The sequence below is a fragment of the Actinomycetospora atypica genome, assembly GCF_042653685.1.
Lineage (GTDB): Bacteria > Actinomycetota > Actinomycetes > Mycobacteriales > Pseudonocardiaceae > Actinomycetospora > Actinomycetospora atypica.
Genome location: NZ_JBHSIV010000035.1, coordinates 1 through 18,399 on the forward strand (window position 1 = coordinate 1; position 18,399 = coordinate 18,399).

Below are 18,399 nucleotides of genomic sequence, written 5' to 3' on the forward strand. Positions count from 1 at the left end.
GTGGCTCGCCGAGCGGGGCATCTCGCTCGGCGCGGCGAAGGACTAGCTCCTCCGGACCGGACGAACGGGCCGGTCGTCACCGTAGAAGGTGACGACCGGCCCGTTCGTCGTGTCGGGGGCGAGCCCCGGTCAGGCGCTGCGGACCAGGTCCCGGGCGCGGGCGATCCGCGGCGGCATCGGCGGGTCGGGCAGCAGCGTCGTCGCGCCGCGGGTGAGCCGCAGGGCCGCCGTGGTGGCCAGATCCGTGGTGGGGAGGCCGGGCAGGCCGTAGAACCGCCGCGCCCACCGGGGCAGGGTGCCGAACGCCAGGCCCGCGATGGTGGACAGGGCGACGGCGACGCCGGCGGGCGCGTGCGGCTGCGGGCGCAGCAGGCCGCCGACGCCCAGCCGGGCCTCGTCGGTGAGCTGCAGCCCGGGCCGCATGCGGTCGAAGTAGTCGGCCAGCTCCCGGCGCGACGAGGGCACGATCGCCGGGTCGAGCCCCACCACCTCGGCCGCGCGGACGTTCTCGGCCACGTAGGCGTCGGCGTCCGCGTCGTCGTCGAGGACCCCGGCGCGGCGGGCGACGTCGACGTAGGAGTCGATCTCGCAGGCGTGGACCCAGAGCAGGTGCTCGGGCAGGTCGAGGCGGAACGCGGTCCCGTCGGGGTCGTGCCCGCGCAGGGTGGAGTGCAGGCGGCGCACCCGGCCGGCGACCACCTCGATCTCGGCCCGGCTGCCGAAGGTGCGGGTGCCGACGAACTCGACGGTGCGCTGGAAGCGCGGCCACGCCTTCTTCGGGTCGAAGAGCGCGGAGTTCTGGTAGGTCCCCCGCATCACCCGGGGGTGCAGCGACTGCAGCAGCAGCGCGCGCATCCCGGCGATCCAGAGCACCGGCTCGACGTGCACCCGCCACGTGACCGAGCCCGGCCCGAACAGTCCCTCGTCGTACGCCTCGTGGTCGATGTCCACGCCGCTCCCCCGCGTCGCCGGCCCAACGGACGGCCACTCCGTCCCCGACCGCGACCCCTCCAGACCTACCCGCGTGCCCCCGCCGCGGCAAACCGAGCGGTTCAGGGACCGGCCGGGACGGACACGTGCTGGTGGACCAGCAGCCAGCGGCCGTCCCGCCGGGCGAACACGCGCGTCCCCCGCGACCGCACCTCGAACGGCTCACCGTCCGGGCCGACGCCGGCGACCCGGTCGAGTCCCCACGACACCGCGGTCGCCCCGTCGACCCGGACGGTCAGCCCGGGTGTGCTCATGGTGACCTCGTCGGCGGCGTCGAGCCCCTCACGGCAGACCTCGCGGACGGCGTCCGCCCCGCGGTACTCGAGCTCCCCGGCCTGCTCGTAGGAGACGACGTCGGGCGCGATGTGCTCCATGATCGCGTCGAGGTCCTTCGCCTCGGTCCCGCGCGTCCAGGCCTCGTGCACCTCCCGGACCGCGTCCGGGGTCGCGGCCGGGTCGGTGAGGTCGGCGAACGAGTGGTGCTCGTGGGCCACCACCCACCGGCCGGCCTCCCGGCGCAGCCCGAGCGTGAGCCGGAGCCGGACCTCGGGGGCCGCTGCGAGCTCGTCGGGCGTCCCGCAGCGCAGCAGCGCGTGCGCCCACGCCACGTCCCCGCCCGCCGTCACGTCCAGCTCGTCGATCTCGAAGCACGCCCCGGAGGACTGCCAGGCGAAGAAGCCCGGCCACACCTCGCGGTAGGCGTCCGCGCCCCGGACGCCCCGGTGCGGCGGCGGGACGTCGAACATGACGACGTCCTCGGCATGGTCGGCCGTCACCCCGGCGAGGTCGCCCTCGTGGACCGCGCGGGCCCACCGGTGCACCAGCTCCCGGATCTCCGTCTCGTCGTCCACGGCCGCCACCCCTCGTCGTCAGCAGAGTCCTGAAACCGTACGAGAGGGGAGTGCAGGAGTACCAGGGGTCAGAGCTTCTGCATCGGGACGCCGCCGATGAGCATGAGGCGCACCGTGCCCGACGACCCGAAGTCGATCGTCGCGGTCTGCTTGCTACCCACGCCGTCGACGACGGTGACCAGGCCCAGCCCGTACTTGTCGTGGCTGACGCGGTCGCCCACCTCGAGGTGCAGGGCCGGCTTGCCCGAGGACATCGACGAGGTCGGCGAGGGCCGCGAGCGGGCCCCCGTGAGGTCGCGGCCCCACGTGCGCCCGGAGGAGAAGCTCGTCGACATCGACGGGGCGGACCGCTCCGGGGCCTCGCGGCGCCAGTCGACGACCTCGGCGGGGACCTCGTCGAGGAACCGCGACGGCGGGTTGGCCTGCGGCTGCCCGAACGCCGAGCGCATCAGCGCGCGCGACAGGTAGAGCCGCTGCTGGGCGCGGGTGATGCCGACGTAGGCGAGCCGGCGCTCCTCGGAGAGCTCCGCCGGGTCGGCGAGGGCCCGCTGGTGCGGGAACACCCCGTCCTCCCACCCGGTGAGGAACACGACGGGGAACTCCAGGCCCTTCGCGGTGTGCAGCGTCATCAGCGTGACGACGCCGTCGCCGCCGTCGGGGATCGAGTCGGCGTCGGCGACCAGGGAGACCCGCTCGAGGAAGGCCTCGAGCGACCCCGGCTCGGGTCCGTCGCCGTCGACGACGACCCCCGCGGGCACCTCCGCGGCGCCGTCGGCCTGGGCCGCCTCGGCCACCGCGGCGTTGGCCCGCGCGTCGCCGACGAACTCGCGCGCGACGCTGACGAGCTCCGTCAGGTTCTCCAGGCGCGTCTGCTCCTGCGGGTCCTCGGAGTGCTCGAGCTCGGCGCGGTAGCGCGACTTCTCCAGCACGGCGTCGAGGGTGTCGGCGACCTCCTCGCCGCCCGCCACCCCCGCGGCCAGCGAGTCCATCATCTCGACGAAGTCGGCGATGTTGCGCTGCGAGCGGGTCGCCAGGCCGTGCACCTCGCCGGCAGCCGCGCGTCGCAGGGCAGCGGCGAAGGTGACGTGCTCACGCTCGGCGTGGTCGGCGACGACGGCCTCCGCGCGGTCGCCGATGCCGCGCTTGGGGACGTTGAGGATGCGCCGCAGCGACACGGTGTCCTCGGGGTTGGAGAGCACCTTGAGGTAGGCGAGCGCGTCGCGGACCTCGCGGCGCTCGTAGAACCGGACCCCGCCGACGATCTTGTAGGGCATGCCGAGCCGGACGAAGACGTCCTCGAACACGCGGGACTGCGCGTTGGTCCGGTAGAACACCGCGACCTCGCCGAACCGGACGTCGCCGGCGTCGACGAGCCGGTCGATCTCGGCGGCGACGAACGCGGCCTCGTCGTGCTCGTTGTCGGCGACGTAGCCGACGACCTTCTCGCCGTCCCCGGCGTCGGTCCACAGCCGCTTGTCGCGCCGGTCGGGGTTGCGCGCGATGACCCCGTTGGCCGCGGAGAGGATCATCTGCGAGGAGCGGTAGTTCTGCTCCAGCAGGATGGTGCGCGCGTCGGGGTAGTCGCGCTCGAACTCGATGATGTTGCGGATCGTCGCGCCGCGGAACGCGTAGATCGACTGGTCGGCGTCGCCCACCACGACGAGCTCCGCCGGGGGGACCGAGCCGTCGGCCGAGCCCGACGACAGCGCCCGCACCAGCGAGTACTGCGCGTGGTTGGTGTCCTGGTACTCGTCGACGAGCACGTGCCGGAAGCGGCGGCGGTAGTGCTCGGCGACGTCGGGGAACCGGGTCAGCAGGTCGACCGTGCGGCCGATGAGGTCGTCGAAGTCGAGCGAGTTCGACTGCTGCAGGCGCTGCTGGTAGACGGCGAACACCTCGGCGCAGCGGCGCTCGTAGTCGTTCGCGGCGGCCTCGGCGGCCGTGACCGGCTCGGTCAGCTCGTTCTTCCACGCCGAGATCTGGCCGAGCAGCCCGCGCGGCGGGTAGCGCTTCGGATCGAGGTCGAGCTGCTTGGTGATGGTGGCGACGAGGCGCCGCGAGTCGTCCGCGTCGTAGATCGAGAACGAGCTCGACAGGTCGAGGTGCTTGTACTCGCGCCGCAGGATCCGGACGCACATCGAGTGGAAGGTCGACACCCACATCGCGTTGGCCCGGCGCCCGACGAGCGCGGCGACCCGCTCGCGCATCTCGGCGGCGGCCTTGTTGGTGAACGTGATGGCGAGGATCTGGCCCGGGTGGGCGCCCTGGGCGAGCTGCCACGCGATCCGGTGGGTGAGCACCCGGGTCTTGCCCGAGCCGGCGCCCGCGACGATGAGCAGCGGCGACCCGGAGTGGACCACGGCCTCGCGCTGCTGCGGGTTCATCCCCTCCAGCAGCTGCTGGGAGCGCTCGTCCTGACGGGAGCGCTCCGCCGGGCGCGACGACGCCTCGGGACGGTCGGGACCCGTGCGGCGGACGGCCGTGGTGCCCGCGGCCCCGGCGAGCCGGGCCGCCAGTCCGGCCGCGGCGCTCGGGCGCGCCCTGCCCGCGGCCGGGCCGGTGTCAGTGCTACTCATCGCCTCGCCACGCTACCCGCCGACCCCGACGGCCACGGCCCGGTCGGGAGGAGCGGTCCGTCGATCCCGCCGACCGGAGCCGCGGACGGTCGTGGCGCGGGCCACCCGGGCCGACTACTCTCCAGCCCGTGCACGCGACGCGGCGATTTTCCTACGGGTACCGGCTCCCGGTCCCCGTGGTCGCCCAGCGCTGAGTCGCCGCCCACCACCCGCCCCGGAGTCGCCAGACGCCGGGGCGTTTCTCGTACCCGGGGGTCGGGCGGCTCCGCCACACCGGAGGACCACCACCGTGACCGACACGCCGACCACCAGCGACGAGCCCGGCGAGCTCACGCCGGCCACCGCCGACGAGATCCCCGCCCTGCGGGTCGAGATCGACGCCATCGACGCCGAGCTGCTGCGGCTCATCAAGCGGCGCTCGGAGATCTCCCAGCGGATCGGGCTGACCCGCATGGCCGCGGGCGGGACCCGGATCGTCTACAACCGCGAGATGCAGGTCCTCGCCCGCTTCCGCGAGCTGGGCAAGGAGGGCCGCGAGCTCGGCATGCTCCTCCTGCGGCTCGGCCGCGGACGGCTCGGCGGGCAGTAGGGCGCGCACCTGGCACGCACCACACCCCGGCGGTGGCATCCTGGGGCCATGGGAACGGTCATCGACCTCATCGCGACGATCGTCGCGATCCTCGGCCTGCTCGCCGCCGTCGGCTACGGCGGCTATCTGCTGATGCTGCGGTCGGTGGCCACCAAGCGTCCCGGCGCCTCGCACCTGGCCGGTGACGCCCGGAAGCGTCTCCCCGCGGCCGCGGGCCTCACGGTCGGTGCGTTGCTCGCGCTGCTGTTCACCAACGGCGGGGTCACGCCCGACGTCATCGGCCTGCTCCTCGGCGGCGGGGTCGGGCTCGCGTCGGTGTCGCAGCTCCAGGGCGCCCGCAAGCGGCTGGCCAACCCGCCGTCGAACTTCTGACGCCACCCGAACGGCGCCTTCCGCTCCGCCGGAGGTGCACCGCTCGTCCGCGTCCGGTGACCACCGACCGTGAGGGCCCTGCTCCTCGTCCTCGGCGAGCGGTATCCCTCCGGCGCCGAACGACCGTCACCTCGACGCGGGTGTGTCGTTCGGTCGAGCAGCACCCGCTGACGTCCACCCGTCCCCTGACACGCCCGTACGGCGACAGAGCGCGACGAGACGCTGGGCGAGTCGTCACCTGTCCGAGTAGACAGTCACCTCACGGAATGTCCACCAGCGGGGGCTGAGCTTCTCGGGAGTGAGTCGTGACGGTGTCGGCGTCGTCGGGCGGGCGGAGTGATCGGCACGGGGGCTGGTACGGGCTCTCGGGCACGGCGGGGTCGCACGACCCGGTCCTGCCCCCCTTACCCGAGCCCCGGCAGTACGGCCGCAGCGCCGGCCGCCACACCGAGGGCATCTCGGTCTCCGAGCTCGTCCTGCGCGACGACACCGGCGCGCTGCCCACCACGGGCGCCGTCATCACCGCGGGCGGCCGGCTGCGTCGGCACGCCAACCCGCTCTCCCTCACCCGGGGGACCGCCGCCACCCGCGTCACCACCGCGGCCGTGCTCGTCACCGGCACCGCGGTCGGGGTGATCGGCGCCGTCGCCGGCCCCTCCTTCATCCCGCCGGTCGACGACTCGCCGCTGCACTCCCCGGAGGCGGCGCCCGGCGCGGTCGTTCCGGTCCCGGGCGCCCCGGGCCAGGTCACGGGCGCCCCGCAGATCATCGCGTTCAGCACCACGGCCGAGAGCCTCGGTCTGACCGGCGGGGCGCTCGGCGGCGCCCCGACCACCACCTCGTCGCTCCCCGGCGTGCTCGGCGCCCCCGTCCCCGGGGTCACCGCTCCGGGGACGGGGGGCCCGGTGGCCGGCGGCGGAGCCGGGACGGGTGGCGGGGTCGTGAACCCCCAGAACCCGACCATCCCGGTCCCGCCGGTGCAGGGCGGCGGCGGGACCGGGCCCGGCGTCCCCGGCGGGCCCGGTGGCGGCAACCCCGGGGGGAACGGCCCCGGCGGATCGACCCCCGTGGTCCCGATCATCATCGGTGCGGTCACCGACACGGGCTCCGTCGTCGCGCCCGTACCCGTGCTCGGCCCGGTGGTCACGGGCACGACGGACACCGTCGGCGGCATCGTCGGCGGGGTCCAGGAGACCGTCGTGGCCCCCGTGGGCGGACTCGTCGGCGGGACCGTCGACACCGTCGGCGGGGCCGCCTCCGGGCTGCCCGTCGTGGGCGGCGCGGTGAACGGCCTGACGAACACCGTCTCCGACGTCACCACGATCGTCACCGGAGGCGGCGCCGCCCCCTCGGGCCCGGGCGTCGCCGGATCGGCGGGCACGCTGCTCACCGACGTCGGCTCGACGGTCGGCGCCGTGGCCCCGCCGCTGGCGAGGCCGGTGCAGCTCACGACGAGCACCGCGGCCGACTTCGTCGCGCGGACAACCGGCACGGTCACCGCGCCCGTCACCGCCACGCTCGACACCGTCGGCACCGCGACGAAGGAGGTCCCGGCGGTGGGCCCGACGCTGAAGCGGACGACGGACACCGCCGGGGCGGTCGTCGGGACCCTCCTGAACGGAGCCGGGCCGTCGGCCTCGTCGGGCGAATCCTCGAGCGACTCGAGCTCCTCCTCCGACGACTCCTCCTCCGACGACGACAGCTCGTCCTCCGACGACGACAGCTCGTCCTCGCAGGCCGCCTCCTCGTCCGACGAGTCGTCGGGGTCCGACGACTCCGGCTCCTCCTCCGACGAGGGCAGCGGGTCCTCGGACGGGGACGACGCGGACGGGGGCGACGTCGTCTCCGACACCGTGGGGGCCGTGACCGGGCTGCTCGGGCGCTGACGGGCCCGGCGCCCGTGACGGATCACCCGACCGTGGGACCATCGACGAGGGGACCTCTACCCTGATGCCCCACGGGGGTCGGTGCGCCCCGCAGGCTCGGGCGGAGGGAGGCCGGTGACACCTCGCCGTGTCGTCGCCGGGCGGTATCGCCTCGAGGAGCGCATCGGATCGGGCGCGATGGGGGTCGTCTGGCGCGGGACCGACGAGCGTCTCGGCCGGGTCGTCGCCGTCAAGCAGGTCTTCCTCAACCAGGGGCTCGACGAGGCCGAGGCCGACGAGGTCCGTCAGCGCACCCTGCGCGAGGGCCGGATCGCCGCCCGCCTCCAGCACCCCCACGCGATCTCGGTGTTCGACGCCTCGATCGAGGACGACGAGCCGTGGCTGGTCATGGAGTACCTGCCCTCGCGCAGCCTCTCCGCGATGCTCGCCGAGCAGGGTCCGCTCGACCCGCGGCTGGTGGCGCGCATCGGGCGGCAGGTCGCCGACGCGCTCGACGCGGCGCACCAGGCCGGCATCGTCCACCGCGACGTCAAGCCGGGGAACGTGCTGATCGGCAGCGACGGCACCGTCAAGATCACCGACTTCGGCATCTCCCGCGCCACCGGCGACCTCACGCTGACCCGCACCGGCATGCTCGCGGGCACCCCCGCCTACCTGGCGCCCGAGGTCGCGCGGGGCGAGGACTCGACGTTCGCCTCCGACGTGTTCTCCCTCGGCGCCACGCTCTACGCGGCGGTCGAGGGTGTGCCGCCCTTCGGGTCGGAGGACAACGCGCTCGCGCTCCTGCACGCCGTGGCCGCGGGGGCCGTGCACCCGCCGGTCCAGGCCGGGCCGCTGACCGCGCTGCTCATGCGCCTGCTCCGCGACGACCCCCGCGAGCGCCCCACCCCGGCCGAGGCCCGCCGCGAGCTGGGCCGCATCGCACACTCGGCCGGCACCGCGTCCACCGCCGCCTGGGCCCGCACGGAGATCGAGGCCGAGGAGGGTGCCGCGCGCATCCCCGACTCGAGGCGCTCGGCGGAGTCCGACCCGGTGATCTCCGGGCGCGGGTCGGGCCGGGTCCCGCCGCCGACCTGGCGCGGGATGCCCTTCGAGCCCGAGCCCACGCCGGTCCCTGCCGAGGCCGACCGCGTCGCCACCCGCACCCCCTCGCCCCGGGCGAACGGCTCCGCCCCCCGGGCGCTCGGCGCCGTCGCGGCCGCGCCCCGCGGCCGGACGCGCCCCACGGCGCTCGTCGTGGTCCTCGTCCTCGTCCTGGCGCTGGCGGCGGGGATCCTGCTGGCCGTGGCGCTCACGCGGGGCTCCGGCTCCACGGGCGCCGAGAGCGCCTCCGTGGGGTCGGCCCCCACCGCGGCGCCCGCCCCCACCGACGACCGGTCGCGCATGACGGCCGCCGTGCGCGACTACTACACGATCGTCACCGGCAACCCCGGCGCCGGCTGGGCGCGCCTCGGCGCGACGATGCAGGACACCACCGGCGGGTTCTCGGCCTACCAGAGCTTCTGGTCGACGATCTCCGCGGTGGAGGTCACCGACGCCACCGCGATCGACGACGACACCGTGCGCGCGACGCTGGTGTTCACCCCGCGCAGCGGGTCCCCGATCCGCGAGGTCCACGAGCTGGGCCTGTCCCGCGGCACCGGCGGGGCGTGGCTGATCAACTCCGACCGCCGGATCAGCGGCGGCTGAGCGCTAGCGGGTGAAGCCGCGGTCGCTCGCCCACCGGGAGAGCTCGTGCCGGTTCGACGACTGCGTCTTGCGCAGCACACTCGACACGTGGGTCTCGACGGTCTTGATCGAGATGACGAGCTCGGCCGCGATCTCCTTGTAGGCGTAGCCGCGGGCGAGCAGGCGCAGCACGTCGCGCTCGCGGCGGGTGAGCTGGTCGAGCTCGGGGTCGACCGGCGGCGCGGCCCCCGGCCGGTCGGCGAAGGCGTCGAGCACGAAGCCCGCGAGCCGCGGCGAGAACACGGGGTCGCCCGCGCGCACCCGCAGCACCGCCTCGGCGAGGTCGCGGCCCGAGATCGTCTTGGTGACGTAGCCGCGGGCGCCGGCGCGGATCACCGAGATGACGTCCTCGGCGGCGTCGGAGACCGACAGGGCCAGGAAGACGACGTCGGGGTACTCGACCCGGGTGCGGGCCAGGACGGCCGCCCCGCCGCCCTCGGGCATGTGGACGTCGAGCAGCACCACGTCGGGCCGGTAGTGCCCGATGCCCGCGACCGCCTCGCCGACCGAGCCGGCCTCCCCGACCACCGTCACGCCGTGCACCCCGGGGCCCTCCAGCTCGGCCCGCACCCCCCGCCGGAACAGGGCGTGGTCGTCGACGATGAAGACCCGCGCGGCCTCCTCGACCGACCCCCTGGTCGAGCTCCGCTGCGCTTCGTCCCCGGCCGTGCTCATGCCACCTCACTCGCGTCGACGGTGCGGGGCATGGTCAGCCCCACCTCGGTGCCCTCGCCCAGGGCCGTGCGCAGGCGGACGGTGCCGCCGTGGCGCTCCACGCGTCCCCGGATCGAGTCGGCCAGGCCATGGCGGTCGGCGGGGACGTCGTCGGGGTCGAAGCCCTTGCCCCGGTCGCGGACGAACACGCTGACGGTGCCGTCCTCGACCTCGGCGTACACGCTGACGTCCTCGACGCCGGCGTGCTTGGCCGCGTTGGTCATCGCCTCGCGGGCGGCCGCGACGAGGGCAGCGGTCCGCGGGTCGTACGCGGCGTCGCCCACCACCACGGGCTCGACGGTCACCGCGAAGGTGTCCTCCACCTCGCCCGCCGCCGTGCGCAGCGCCGTCGCGAAGCAGGCGACGTCCGCGGCGTCGACCGCCTCCTCGCCGTAGAGCCAGTCGCGCAGCTCGCGTTCCTGACGACGCGCGAGGCGCCGCACCTCGCGCGCGGTCTCGTCCCCCGCCGCCTCGGTGTGCCGCTGGATGAGCGCGAGGGTCTGGAGCACCGAGTCGTGCAGGTGCGCCGCGATCTCGGCGCGCTCCTCGCTGCGGATGCGCTCGCGGCGTTCCGCCGACAGCTCCCGCACCAGCCGCATCCACCACGGCACCGTCAGGACGACGACCCCGACGAGCGTCGCCGTCGCCGCCAGCAGACCGAACCGGACGGCCCCGACGTCCAGGCTGCCCACCAGGAACGCGGTGATCCCGCCCGCGACGAGGAGCGCGCCGAGCACCGCGCGCAGCACGCCGCCGCGCCCGCCGAGCAGCCGCGCCCGCCCGCGTCGTCCGGCCCGGTCCGAGCCGTCGGCCTCCCGCCACACCACGGCCGCGCCCACCAGCGCGATCCCGAGCGGGCCGAGGATCCACCCCGAGATCTGCTCGCCGACCGCGGAGAGCACCAGCGCGAGGGCCAGCCCCAGCGCGACGAGGCCGTAGCCGCGCAGGCGGTCGCGCCCGTCGACGTCGCGGGCGGTGCCCGGCGGCTCGATCGGGCAGAACGCCCAGAGCCCGCCGTAGGCGAGGACGCCGGCGCCGCCGAGGGCGCAGAGCAGGGTGAACACCACCCGCACCCGCAGCACCGGTACGTCGAGGTGCTCGGCGACCCCGCCCGCCACGCCCGCGACCACGGCGCCCGAGCGATGCCGGCGCACGCGGCGCGCGACGGGCGCCTCGTCGGCCGGCGTGCCGGTGTCGGTCTGGGTCACGGGAGCCATCGTCACACGGGCGGGGCCCGGTCGACCTCGGGTTCCCCACCCGGGCGACCCCCGGAAATCCCAGGGTCCCCCGAGCCCGGGACGGGGGTCGTCCCGGACGATTCCCCGTTCCGCGACGACCAGTCTCGACACCGACGCAGCCGAGGGTGGAGAGGATGGTCCCCATGAGCGGGACGGGAACGAGGACGGGGACCGACCCCGGGACCGTGGCACGGGAGGCGTGGGAGACGCGCCCCGCCCGTCGCGGTGAGGACACGAAGGTGGCCGGCGTGGCCGGGGCGCTCGCCCGCCGCTACGACCTGGACCCGACGCTGGTGCGCGTCGCGTTCGTCGTGTGGGCGATCGTCGGCGGTGGGCTGCTGCTCTACCTGCTCGGGTGGCTGGTGCTCCCGGCCGACCCGGCGGACCCGCCGCGGCGCGACCGGGCCGCGGGCGGACGACCGGGCGGGCGCCGCGGTGCGCCGCCGGTGCTGCTGATCGCGACGGTCGTCGTCGCGATCGCCACCCTCGCCCCGGCCTTCGACGGGCGCGTGGTCACGTTCGTCTCGCTCGGCCTCGCCGCCGTCGCGGTCTACTTCCTGCACACCGCCCGCGCCGATCTCGGCGTGCCGGGGACCCCCGGCACACCGGCCGTCGGCGGCTGGGCCCCCCGGCCGCCCGAGGCCCGCGACGAGACCCCGGTCGACTGGGACGCCCTGGGCGCCGACCCGGCCGGCTGGCGGCTGCCGCCCGCACCCCGGGCCGCCACCCCGGCGGCTCCCCGCGAGCCGCGGACCCGCTCCGTGCTCACCCCGGTGACGATCGCGCTGGCGCTCGTCGCCGGCGGGCTCGCCGCCGCCGCCCTGCTGCTGGGGCTGCCGGGCGTGACTGCCGTCTGGATCCCGGGGGCCGCCCTCGCCGTCGTCGGCGCCGGCCTCGTCGTCTCCGCCCTCGTTCCCCGGGCCGGCCGGCCGCGGCGCGGCCTCGTGGTCGTCGCGATCCCCCTGCTGGTCGCCACCGTGCTCGCCGCGGTCGCGGTGACCCGGCCCGACGTCGACGGCACCGGCGACTCCCGCGGCTTCGGCGACCTCCGGGCCGCCCCGACGAGCGCCGCCCAGCTCCTCCCGTCCTACCGCACGGGTGCGGGCGACGTGGACCTCGACCTGAGCCGCCTCGCCCCCTCCGCGCCCGTGCGGACCACCGTGGACTCGGGGGCCGGCGACGTCACCGTCACCGTCCCGACGACCGCCGACGTCACCGTCACGTGTGTTACCGGCCTCGGGGACGTCGACTGCCTCGGGCGGCCGGGCGACAACGTGATCGCCCTCGTCGACCCGGGGCCCGACGGCCCCGGTGGCCAGGTCGTCGACCTGTCGGTCCGCAGCGGCCTCGGCGACGTGGCGGTGCGCCGTGGGTGAGGACGGCTACGACCCCCGCTCCTGGAGCAGCACCCCCGGTTCGCCCCTCACGGTGCACGCGGACGCCGACGAGCCCGGGGCCGTCCCGGTGCGCCGGCGCCGCGACCCGCTCGCGCTGCTCGTCGGGCTCGTCTGCCTCGCGGTCGCCGGGCTCGCGATGGCGTCCCCGCCGACCCTCGTCGGCCTCGACCCGCGGTGGGTCCTGGCCGGGGCCGCCGTGGTGGTCGGGGTCGGGGCGCTGCTCGCCACGGTGCGCCGCCGCTCCTGAGTAGGTTCGCCTCCGTGGAGATCGACCTGCACCTGCACGACGCCGTCGTCCTCACCCTCGAGGGCGACGGCGTCGGCACGCCCGCCCGGGGTCTGGCGATCCACGACGGCCGCGTCCTGGCCGTCCTCGACGACGGCTCGCTCCCGCCGGGGATCACGGCGCGGCGCCGCATCGGGGCCGGGGGCGCGACGGTGGTGCCGGGCTTCGGCGACGCGCACAACCACATGGCCTGGTACGGGCAGACCCTCGCCGAGATCGACCTCTCCACAGCCCACACCCTCGACGAGGTCTACGCCCTGGTGGCCGCGCGGGCCGCCGAGCTGCCGCCGGACGCGTTCGTCGTCGGCTCCGGGTACGACGACGTCGTCCTCGGCGGCTCCCCGCACCACACCGCGCTCGACCGGGCCGCGGGCGGGCGGGCGGTGCGCCTGCAGCACCGCTCCGGCCACGTCTGCGCGGCCTCGACCGAGGCCCTGCGCCGGGCCGGGATCCTCGGCGGCGGGGTGGCCGCGCCGGAGGGCGGGAAGATCGTGCTCGACGACGAGGGGGCCCCGACCGGCGTCGTCGAGGAGGCCGCCCAGCCGCTGATCGCCGACCTCATGCGCCCCTACGCCGTCGACGACGTCGCCGCCGCGCTCGGCCGGGCGTCGCAGGTGTACGCCGCCCAGGGCCTGACCCAGGTCACCGAGTGCGGGATCGCCGCCGGGTTCATGGGGCGCACCCCCCGGGAGCTGGCGGCCTACCAGCTGGCGCGCGAGCGCGGCGTGCTCGCCCAGCGGGTCGTCGTGATGCCGGTCGACGCCGCCCTGCACGCGGTACCGGGCGGGGACGGGGTGGGCCTCGACCTCGGGATGCGGACCGGCTTCGGCGACGACCGCCTCCGCCTCGGCCCGATGAAGATCTTCTTCGACGGCGCGCTCAGCTCCCGGACGGCCGCGATGGGCGAGCCGTTCGACGACCGCGACCACGCCGGCTACTACCAGGACGACCCGGAGCACATGCACGACATGGTGGTCGGGGCCCACCTCGCCGGCTGGACCGTGGCCGCGCACGCGATCGGCGACCGGGCCGTGGCGGCCGCCCTCGACGCGTTCGCCGACGCCCAGGCCCGGCTCCCCCGGCCGACCGTCCGGCACCGGATCGAGCACGCCGGGGTGGTCACCGACACCGAGCTGGAGCGCTTCGCCGCCCTCGGGGTCACTCCCGTCCCCCAGGCGCGCTTCCTCGTGGAGATCGGCGACTCGATGGTCGCCGCGGTCGGCGCGCGGGCCGACCTGCTCTACCGCCACGCGTCGTTCCTCCGGGCCGGGGTCCGGGTGCCCTCGTCGTCGGACCGGCCCTGCGTCGCCGACGGCCACCCCCTGCGGACCATGCAGGCGATGGTGCAGCGGCGGTCGTCGTCAGGACGGCTCATCGGGGCGGACGAGCGGGTCGACCCGGTGACCGCCCTGCGCTCGCTGACCGTCGACACCGCCTGGATCGCCGGCGACGAGGACACCCGCGGCTCGCTCGCCCCGGGCCGCTACGCCGACCTCGTGGTGCTCGGCGACGACGTCACCGCGATCGACCCCGACCGGATCGGCGACACCGAGGTCGTCGCGACGATGCTCGAGGGCGGGTGGACCCACGGGGAGTCAGCGATGGCACATCGCTGACACCGGACGTCAGTCGGCCGCCACGCTCGGCCTCGCCCCGGCGATCGCCGGCTCCGGGGCGGGCATCGGGACCCGGGAGCGGCGCGCGGCCAGCGTCGAGAAGCCGGGGATCGAGGCGAGCACCCGCAGCACCGTCGGCGGCCCCGTGTCGCCCGCGGCGTTGCGCGCGGCCGCGGCCTGCTCGGTGCGCACCTGACGTCGCTGCTCGGCCTCGACCGCGGGGCGCCGCCGCGCCTCCAGCTCGGCCGGGTCGCCGTTCCCGACGACGAGGTTCGCGAGTTCCGCGGCGTCCGCCAGCGCCAGGTTGATCCCGTTCCCGCCGACCGGGCTCATCACGTGCGCCGCGTCGCCGAGCAGCACCACGCCCGCCTTCGACCACGTGTCGACCGTGGTGATCCGGACGGGCAGCAGCGTCAGGTCGTTGGGACCCGTGACGACGGCCCGCACCCGCTCGGCGAGCCACGGCAGCACCGAGGCGAGCGCGTCGATCAGCGGCTCGACCCCCGCCTCGCGCACCGACGCGAACGTGCCCGCCGGGATCGACCAGCCCACCTGCCACTGGCCCGTGCCCTGGTCGAGCAGCGCGATCGTGCCGCCGGGCCGCGCGAAGAGGTCGAGTCCCGACGACGCCGGGTCGTCGGGGTGCTGGTCGACCGCGACCCAGAGCAGGTCGAGGCTCGCCCCCAGCTCGGTGGCCTCGATGCCCGCGGCCGATCGCACCTTCGACGAGCGCCCGTCGGCCCCGACGACGAGGTCGGCGTCGAGCTCGTGGGGCTGCCCGTCGACGGTGTAGCGGACCCCGCGCACGCGGCCGTCCTCGTCGGGAAGGAGGTCGGAGAACCGGGCGCCCATCAGCACCGTGGCGCCGTGCTCCCGGGCCCGGTCGGCCAGCCACGGCAGGAAGCGGGCCTGCGGCAGCAGCGCGTAGTAGGGGAAGCGCTTCGACGCACCCCGGTAGTCGACGAGGCGGTAGGTGCGCTCCGGAGCGTGCCAGCGGAAGGCGTCGGAGCGGGTGTGCGGCACCTCGGCGAGCAGGTCGTGCGCGAGCCCGAGGTCGTCGAGATACTCGAGGACGCCCGGGGCGAGGGTGTCGCCCCGGAAGCGGCGGGCGAAGTCGTGCCGCCCCTCGAGCAGCGTCACCTCGACCCCGCCGCGCGCCAACAGATACGTCAGCAGCACCCCACCGGGGCCGCCGCCGACCACCACCACTCGTGCCATGGCCCCATATTATCTTGATGGCCAAGAGATCGTGACGGCGGCGGATGTGACGTCGAGCGTCAGCATGGCCGCAGTGCGGACACTCGGTGTCACGGATGCCGCCACGACGAACGGCGGCCCTAGAGCTTGCGCAGCCGCAGCAGCGCGTCGGCGAGCACCTCGTCGCGCTTGCAGCACGCGAACCGCACCTGGGTCTCGACCCCCGCCGGCGACGCGTGGAACACCTGGTTCGGCACCGCCGCGACGCCCACCCGCGCGGGCAGCGCCCGGCAGAACGCCAGCGAGTCGGTCTCGCCCAGCGGGGCGATGTCGGCGGTGACGAAGTAGGTCGCCTTCGAGTGGTAGACCTCCAGGCCGAGGTCGCGCAGGCCGTCGGTGAGCAGGTCGCGCTTGCGCTGCAGGTCGCCGGCGAGGGTGGCGAAGCGGTCGTCGGGAAGTTCCAGCCCCACGGCCACCGCGTGCTGCAGCGGCGTCCCGGAGGCGAACGAGAACCACTGCTTGACCCCGAGCACCTTCTCGATCAGCTCCGCGGGCCCGGTCGCCCAGCCGATCTTCCAGCCGGTCACCGAGAACGTCTTGCCCGCCGAGGAGACCGTGATGGTGCGCTCGGCCATCCCGGGCAGCGTCGAGATCGGGATGTGGACCTCGCCGTCGAAGAGCAGGTGCTCGTAGACCTCGTCGGTGAGGACGACGAGGTCGTGCTCGATCGCCACCGCCGCGATCCCCTCGAGCTCGGCGCGCGAGAGCACCGCGCCGGTGGGGTTGTGCGGGGAGTTGAGCAGGACGACCTTCGTCCGCGGCGTCACCGCGGCCCGGAGGGCGTCGACGTCGAGCGCGTAGTCGGGCGCACTGATCCGCACTGGCACCAGAGAGGCTCCGACCAGCACCGACGCGGCCTGGTAGAGGTCGTAGAACGGCTCGAGCGCGATCACCTCGTCGCCGGCGCCGACGAGGGCGACGAGCGCCGACGACAGCGCCTCCGAGGCCCCGGCACACACCACGACCTGCGTCGACGGGTCGAGGTCGATCCCGTAGAACCGCTTCTGGTGCGCGCAGATCGCCTCCCGGATCGCCGGGACACCGATCGCGGGCGGGTACTGGTTCAGCCCGCGGTGCATCGCGGCGACGGCGGCGTCGACGACCTCGCGCGGCCCCGGGGTGTCGGGGAACCCCTGCCCGAGGTTGATCGCGTCGTGCTCCACCGCGAGCGCGGACATCTCGCTGAAGATCGTCGTCGCCAAGGTGACCTCCGGTCTCGTGAGCACTTTCCGGTGCCATAGCACCAGAAAGTGCTCACGAGCGCGCAGCGCACATCATTCCCACTCGATGGTGCCCGGCGGCTTGCTCGTCACGTCGAGGACGACGCGGTTGATCTCGGCGCACTCGTTGGTGATGCGCGTGGAGATGCGCTCGAGCGTCTCGTAGGGCACACGGGTCCAGTCGGCGGTCATGGCGTCCTCGCTCGACACCGGCCGCAGCACCACCGGGTGGCCGTAGGTGCGGCCGTCGCCCTGCACGCCGACCGAGCGGACGTCGGCGAGCAGCACCACGGGGCACTGCCAGATGGTGCGGTCGAGCCCGGCCGCGCTGAGCTCCTCGCGGGCGATCGCGTCGGCGCGGCGCAGGGTGGCGAGCCGGTCGGCGTCGACGGCGCCGATGATCCGGATCGCGAGCCCCGGCCCGGGGAAGGGCTGGCGCTGCACGATCGTCTCGGGCAGGCCGAGCTCGGCACCGACGGCGCGGACCTCGTCCTTGAACAGCGACCGCAGCGGCTCGACGAGCGAGAACTGCAGGTCGTCGGGCAGGCCGCCGACGTTGTGGTGGGACTTGATGTTCGCCGACCCGCTGCCGCCGCCCGACTCGACGACGTCGGGGTAGAGCGTGCCCTGCACGAGGAAGTCGACGCCCTCCTCGGAGGCCAGGTCGCGGGCCGCCCCCTCGAACGACCGGATGAACTCCCGGCCGATGATCTTGCGCTTCTCCTCGGGGTCGACGACGTCGGCGAGCTCGCGCAGGAACACCTCGGCGGCGTCGACGGTCACGAGGTCGACGCCGGTCGCGGCGACGAAGTCCCGCTCCACCTGGCCGCGCTCGCCCTCGCGCAGGAGCCCGTGGTCGACGAACACGCACGTGAGGCGGTCGCCGATCGCGCGCTGGACGAGCGCCGCGGCGACCGCGGAGTCGACCCCGCCGGACAGCCCGCAGATCGCCCGGCCGGTGGGGCCGACCTGCGCCCGGATCGCCTCGACGGTCTCGGCGACGATGTTCGCGGCGGTCCAGTCGGCGCGGATGCCGGCGACGTCGCGCAGGAACCGCTCGAGCACCAGCTGGCCGTGCGGGGAGTGCCCGACCTCCGGGTGGTACTGCACCCCGGCGAGCCGCCGGTCGACGTCCTCGAACGCGGCCACGGGCGCCCCGGGCGACGACGCGGTCGTCGTGAACCCCTCCGGCGCGGCGGTGACGCCGTCGCCGTGGCTCATCCACACCGGGTGCTCGGAGGGGATGTCGCCGTGCAGGCGGCCGGCCTCGGTGACCTGCAGCGACGTGCGCCCGTACTCGCGGTCGCCGGTGTGGGCGACCGTCCCGCCGAGCGCCGAGGCCATGAGCTGGAAGCCGTAGCAGATGCCGAACACCGGCACGCCGGCCTCGAACAGCGCCGGGTCGACGCTCGGCGCGCCCTCGGCGTACACCGACGCCGGGCCGCCCGAAAGCACGATCGCCGCCGGGTCCTTCGCCATCAGGTCGTCCACCGACGTCGTGTGCGGCACCACCTCGGAGTACACCTGCGCCTCGCGCACGCGGCGGGCGATCAGCTGCGCGTACTGGGCGCCGTAGTCGACGACGAGGACGGGGTGCTCACCGCTGCTGCTCACGCCCCCATCGTGCCCGACCGCCGGAACCGACGATGCCTTGCCACATGGTGTCGCCGACACTAATG

At 75.3% G+C, this 18,399-nt stretch carries 15 protein-coding genes; 7 read left to right on the forward strand and 8 right to left on the reverse strand.

The window, feature by feature from the left end:
• Positions 1 to 129: 129 nt before the first annotated feature.
• The 3 genes from ACFPBZ_RS24135 to pcrA all read right to left on the reverse strand — a co-directional run bounded on the left by ACFPBZ_RS24135 (position 130) and on the right by pcrA (position 4,417).
• The gene (locus ACFPBZ_RS24135) at positions 130 to 951 is read right to left on the reverse strand and encodes an oxygenase MpaB family protein (protein WP_378038662.1); all 822 of its coding nucleotides are present in this window, start codon (positions 949 to 951) and stop codon (positions 130 to 132) included.
• 101 nt (positions 952 to 1,052) lie between these two features.
• The gene (locus tag ACFPBZ_RS24140) at positions 1,053 to 1,841 is read right to left on the reverse strand and encodes a YybH family protein (RefSeq protein WP_378038663.1); all 789 of its coding nucleotides are present in this window, start codon (positions 1,839 to 1,841) and stop codon (positions 1,053 to 1,055) included.
• 68 nt (positions 1,842 to 1,909) lie between these two features.
• Positions 1,910 to 4,417: a DNA helicase PcrA gene (gene pcrA / locus ACFPBZ_RS24145; protein WP_378038664.1), complete on the reverse strand. Its 2,508-nt coding sequence runs from the start codon at positions 4,415 to 4,417 to the stop codon at positions 1,910 to 1,912.
• 289 nt (positions 4,418 to 4,706) lie between these two features.
• Here pcrA and ACFPBZ_RS24150 point away from each other — a divergent pair, with 289 nt between their 5' ends.
• The 4 genes from ACFPBZ_RS24150 to ACFPBZ_RS24165 all read left to right on the forward strand — a co-directional run bounded on the left by ACFPBZ_RS24150 (position 4,707) and on the right by ACFPBZ_RS24165 (position 8,953).
• Entirely contained in the window at positions 4,707 to 5,006 is a 300-nt protein-coding gene (locus ACFPBZ_RS24150) for a chorismate mutase (protein WP_378038665.1), read from the forward strand.
• 48 nt (positions 5,007 to 5,054) lie between these two features.
• Positions 5,055 to 5,378: a hypothetical protein gene (locus ACFPBZ_RS24155; RefSeq protein ID WP_378038666.1), complete on the forward strand. Its 324-nt coding sequence runs from the start codon at positions 5,055 to 5,057 to the stop codon at positions 5,376 to 5,378.
• 305 nt (positions 5,379 to 5,683) lie between these two features.
• Positions 5,684 to 7,264, forward strand: a complete 1,581-nt coding sequence (locus tag ACFPBZ_RS24160; protein ID WP_378038667.1) for a hypothetical protein — start codon at positions 5,684 to 5,686, stop codon at positions 7,262 to 7,264.
• Between the two features lie 114 nt (positions 7,265 to 7,378).
• A complete protein-coding gene (locus ACFPBZ_RS24165; protein ID WP_378038668.1) occupies positions 7,379 to 8,953 on the forward strand; it encodes a serine/threonine-protein kinase in 1,575 nt (524 codons plus the stop codon).
• A 3-nt stretch (positions 8,954 to 8,956) separates the two neighbouring features.
• On the opposite strand, the gene ACFPBZ_RS24170 is transcribed toward ACFPBZ_RS24165, so the two are convergent.
• Both ACFPBZ_RS24170 and ACFPBZ_RS24175 read right to left on the reverse strand, forming a co-directional pair.
• Positions 8,957 to 9,667, reverse strand: coding sequence for a response regulator (locus ACFPBZ_RS24170; RefSeq protein WP_378038669.1), 711 nt, complete (start codon positions 9,665 to 9,667; stop codon positions 8,957 to 8,959).
• Positions 9,664 to 10,923 carry an ATP-binding protein gene (locus ACFPBZ_RS24175; protein ID WP_378038670.1) on the reverse strand — a complete coding sequence of 420 codons (1,260 nt, stop codon included), beginning with the start codon at positions 10,921 to 10,923 and terminating at the stop codon, positions 9,664 to 9,666. Before ACFPBZ_RS24175 ends, ACFPBZ_RS24170 begins: the two co-directional genes overlap by 4 nt.
• Positions 10,924 to 11,087: 164 nt before the next feature.
• Between ACFPBZ_RS24175 and ACFPBZ_RS24180 the strand changes: the two genes are divergently transcribed.
• The 3 genes from ACFPBZ_RS24180 to ACFPBZ_RS24190 are packed head-to-tail and all read left to right on the forward strand — an operon-like array spanning position 11,088 to position 14,243.
• On the forward strand, positions 11,088 to 12,320 hold the full coding sequence (locus tag ACFPBZ_RS24180; protein WP_378038671.1) for a PspC domain-containing protein: 1,233 nt from the start codon (positions 11,088 to 11,090) through the stop codon (positions 12,318 to 12,320).
• Complete coding sequence (locus tag ACFPBZ_RS24185) at positions 12,313 to 12,588, forward strand: hypothetical protein (RefSeq protein ID WP_378038672.1); 276 nt, start codon at positions 12,313 to 12,315, stop codon at positions 12,586 to 12,588. Before ACFPBZ_RS24180 ends, ACFPBZ_RS24185 begins: the two co-directional genes overlap by 8 nt.
• 14 nt (positions 12,589 to 12,602) lie before the next feature.
• Positions 12,603 to 14,243, forward strand: a complete 1,641-nt coding sequence (locus ACFPBZ_RS24190; protein WP_378038673.1) for an amidohydrolase — start codon at positions 12,603 to 12,605, stop codon at positions 14,241 to 14,243.
• A 9-nt stretch (positions 14,244 to 14,252) separates the two neighbouring features.
• On the opposite strand, the gene ACFPBZ_RS24195 is transcribed toward ACFPBZ_RS24190, so the two are convergent.
• The 3 genes from ACFPBZ_RS24195 to guaA form a co-directional block, all read right to left on the reverse strand.
• Positions 14,253 to 15,461 carry an FAD-dependent monooxygenase gene (locus ACFPBZ_RS24195; RefSeq protein WP_378038674.1) on the reverse strand — a complete coding sequence of 403 codons (1,209 nt, stop codon included), beginning with the start codon at positions 15,459 to 15,461 and terminating at the stop codon, positions 14,253 to 14,255.
• 119 nt (positions 15,462 to 15,580) lie between these two features.
• Positions 15,581 to 16,678, reverse strand: coding sequence for an aminotransferase class I/II-fold pyridoxal phosphate-dependent enzyme (locus ACFPBZ_RS24200; RefSeq protein WP_378038707.1), 1,098 nt, complete (start codon positions 16,676 to 16,678; stop codon positions 15,581 to 15,583).
• A 96-nt stretch (positions 16,679 to 16,774) separates the two neighbouring features.
• Positions 16,775 to 18,334, reverse strand: a complete 1,560-nt coding sequence (gene guaA, locus ACFPBZ_RS24205; protein WP_378038675.1) for a glutamine-hydrolyzing GMP synthase — start codon at positions 18,332 to 18,334, stop codon at positions 16,775 to 16,777.
• Between the last annotated feature and the right edge of the window lie 65 nt (positions 18,335 to 18,399).

Coding starts and splice junctions, on each gene's coding strand:
- pcrA (WP_378038664.1), bottom strand. CDS start 4,417: ATGAGTAGCACTGACACCGGCCCGGCCGCGGGCAGGGCGCGCCCGAGC.
- ACFPBZ_RS24155 (WP_378038666.1), top strand. CDS start 5,055: ATGGGAACGGTCATCGACCTCATCGCGACGATCGTCGCGATCCTCGGC.
- ACFPBZ_RS24170 (WP_378038669.1), bottom strand. CDS start 9,667: ATGAGCACGGCCGGGGACGAAGCGCAGCGGAGCTCGACCAGGGGGTCG.
- ACFPBZ_RS24175 (WP_378038670.1), bottom strand. CDS start 10,923: ATGGCTCCCGTGACCCAGACCGACACCGGCACGCCGGCCGACGAGGCG.
- ACFPBZ_RS24180 (WP_378038671.1), top strand. CDS start 11,088: ATGAGCGGGACGGGAACGAGGACGGGGACCGACCCCGGGACCGTGGCA.
- ACFPBZ_RS24195 (WP_378038674.1), bottom strand. CDS start 15,461: ATGGCACGAGTGGTGGTGGTCGGCGGCGGCCCCGGTGGGGTGCTGCTG.
- ACFPBZ_RS24200 (WP_378038707.1), bottom strand. CDS start 16,678: ATGTCCGCGCTCGCGGTGGAGCACGACGCGATCAACCTCGGGCAGGGG.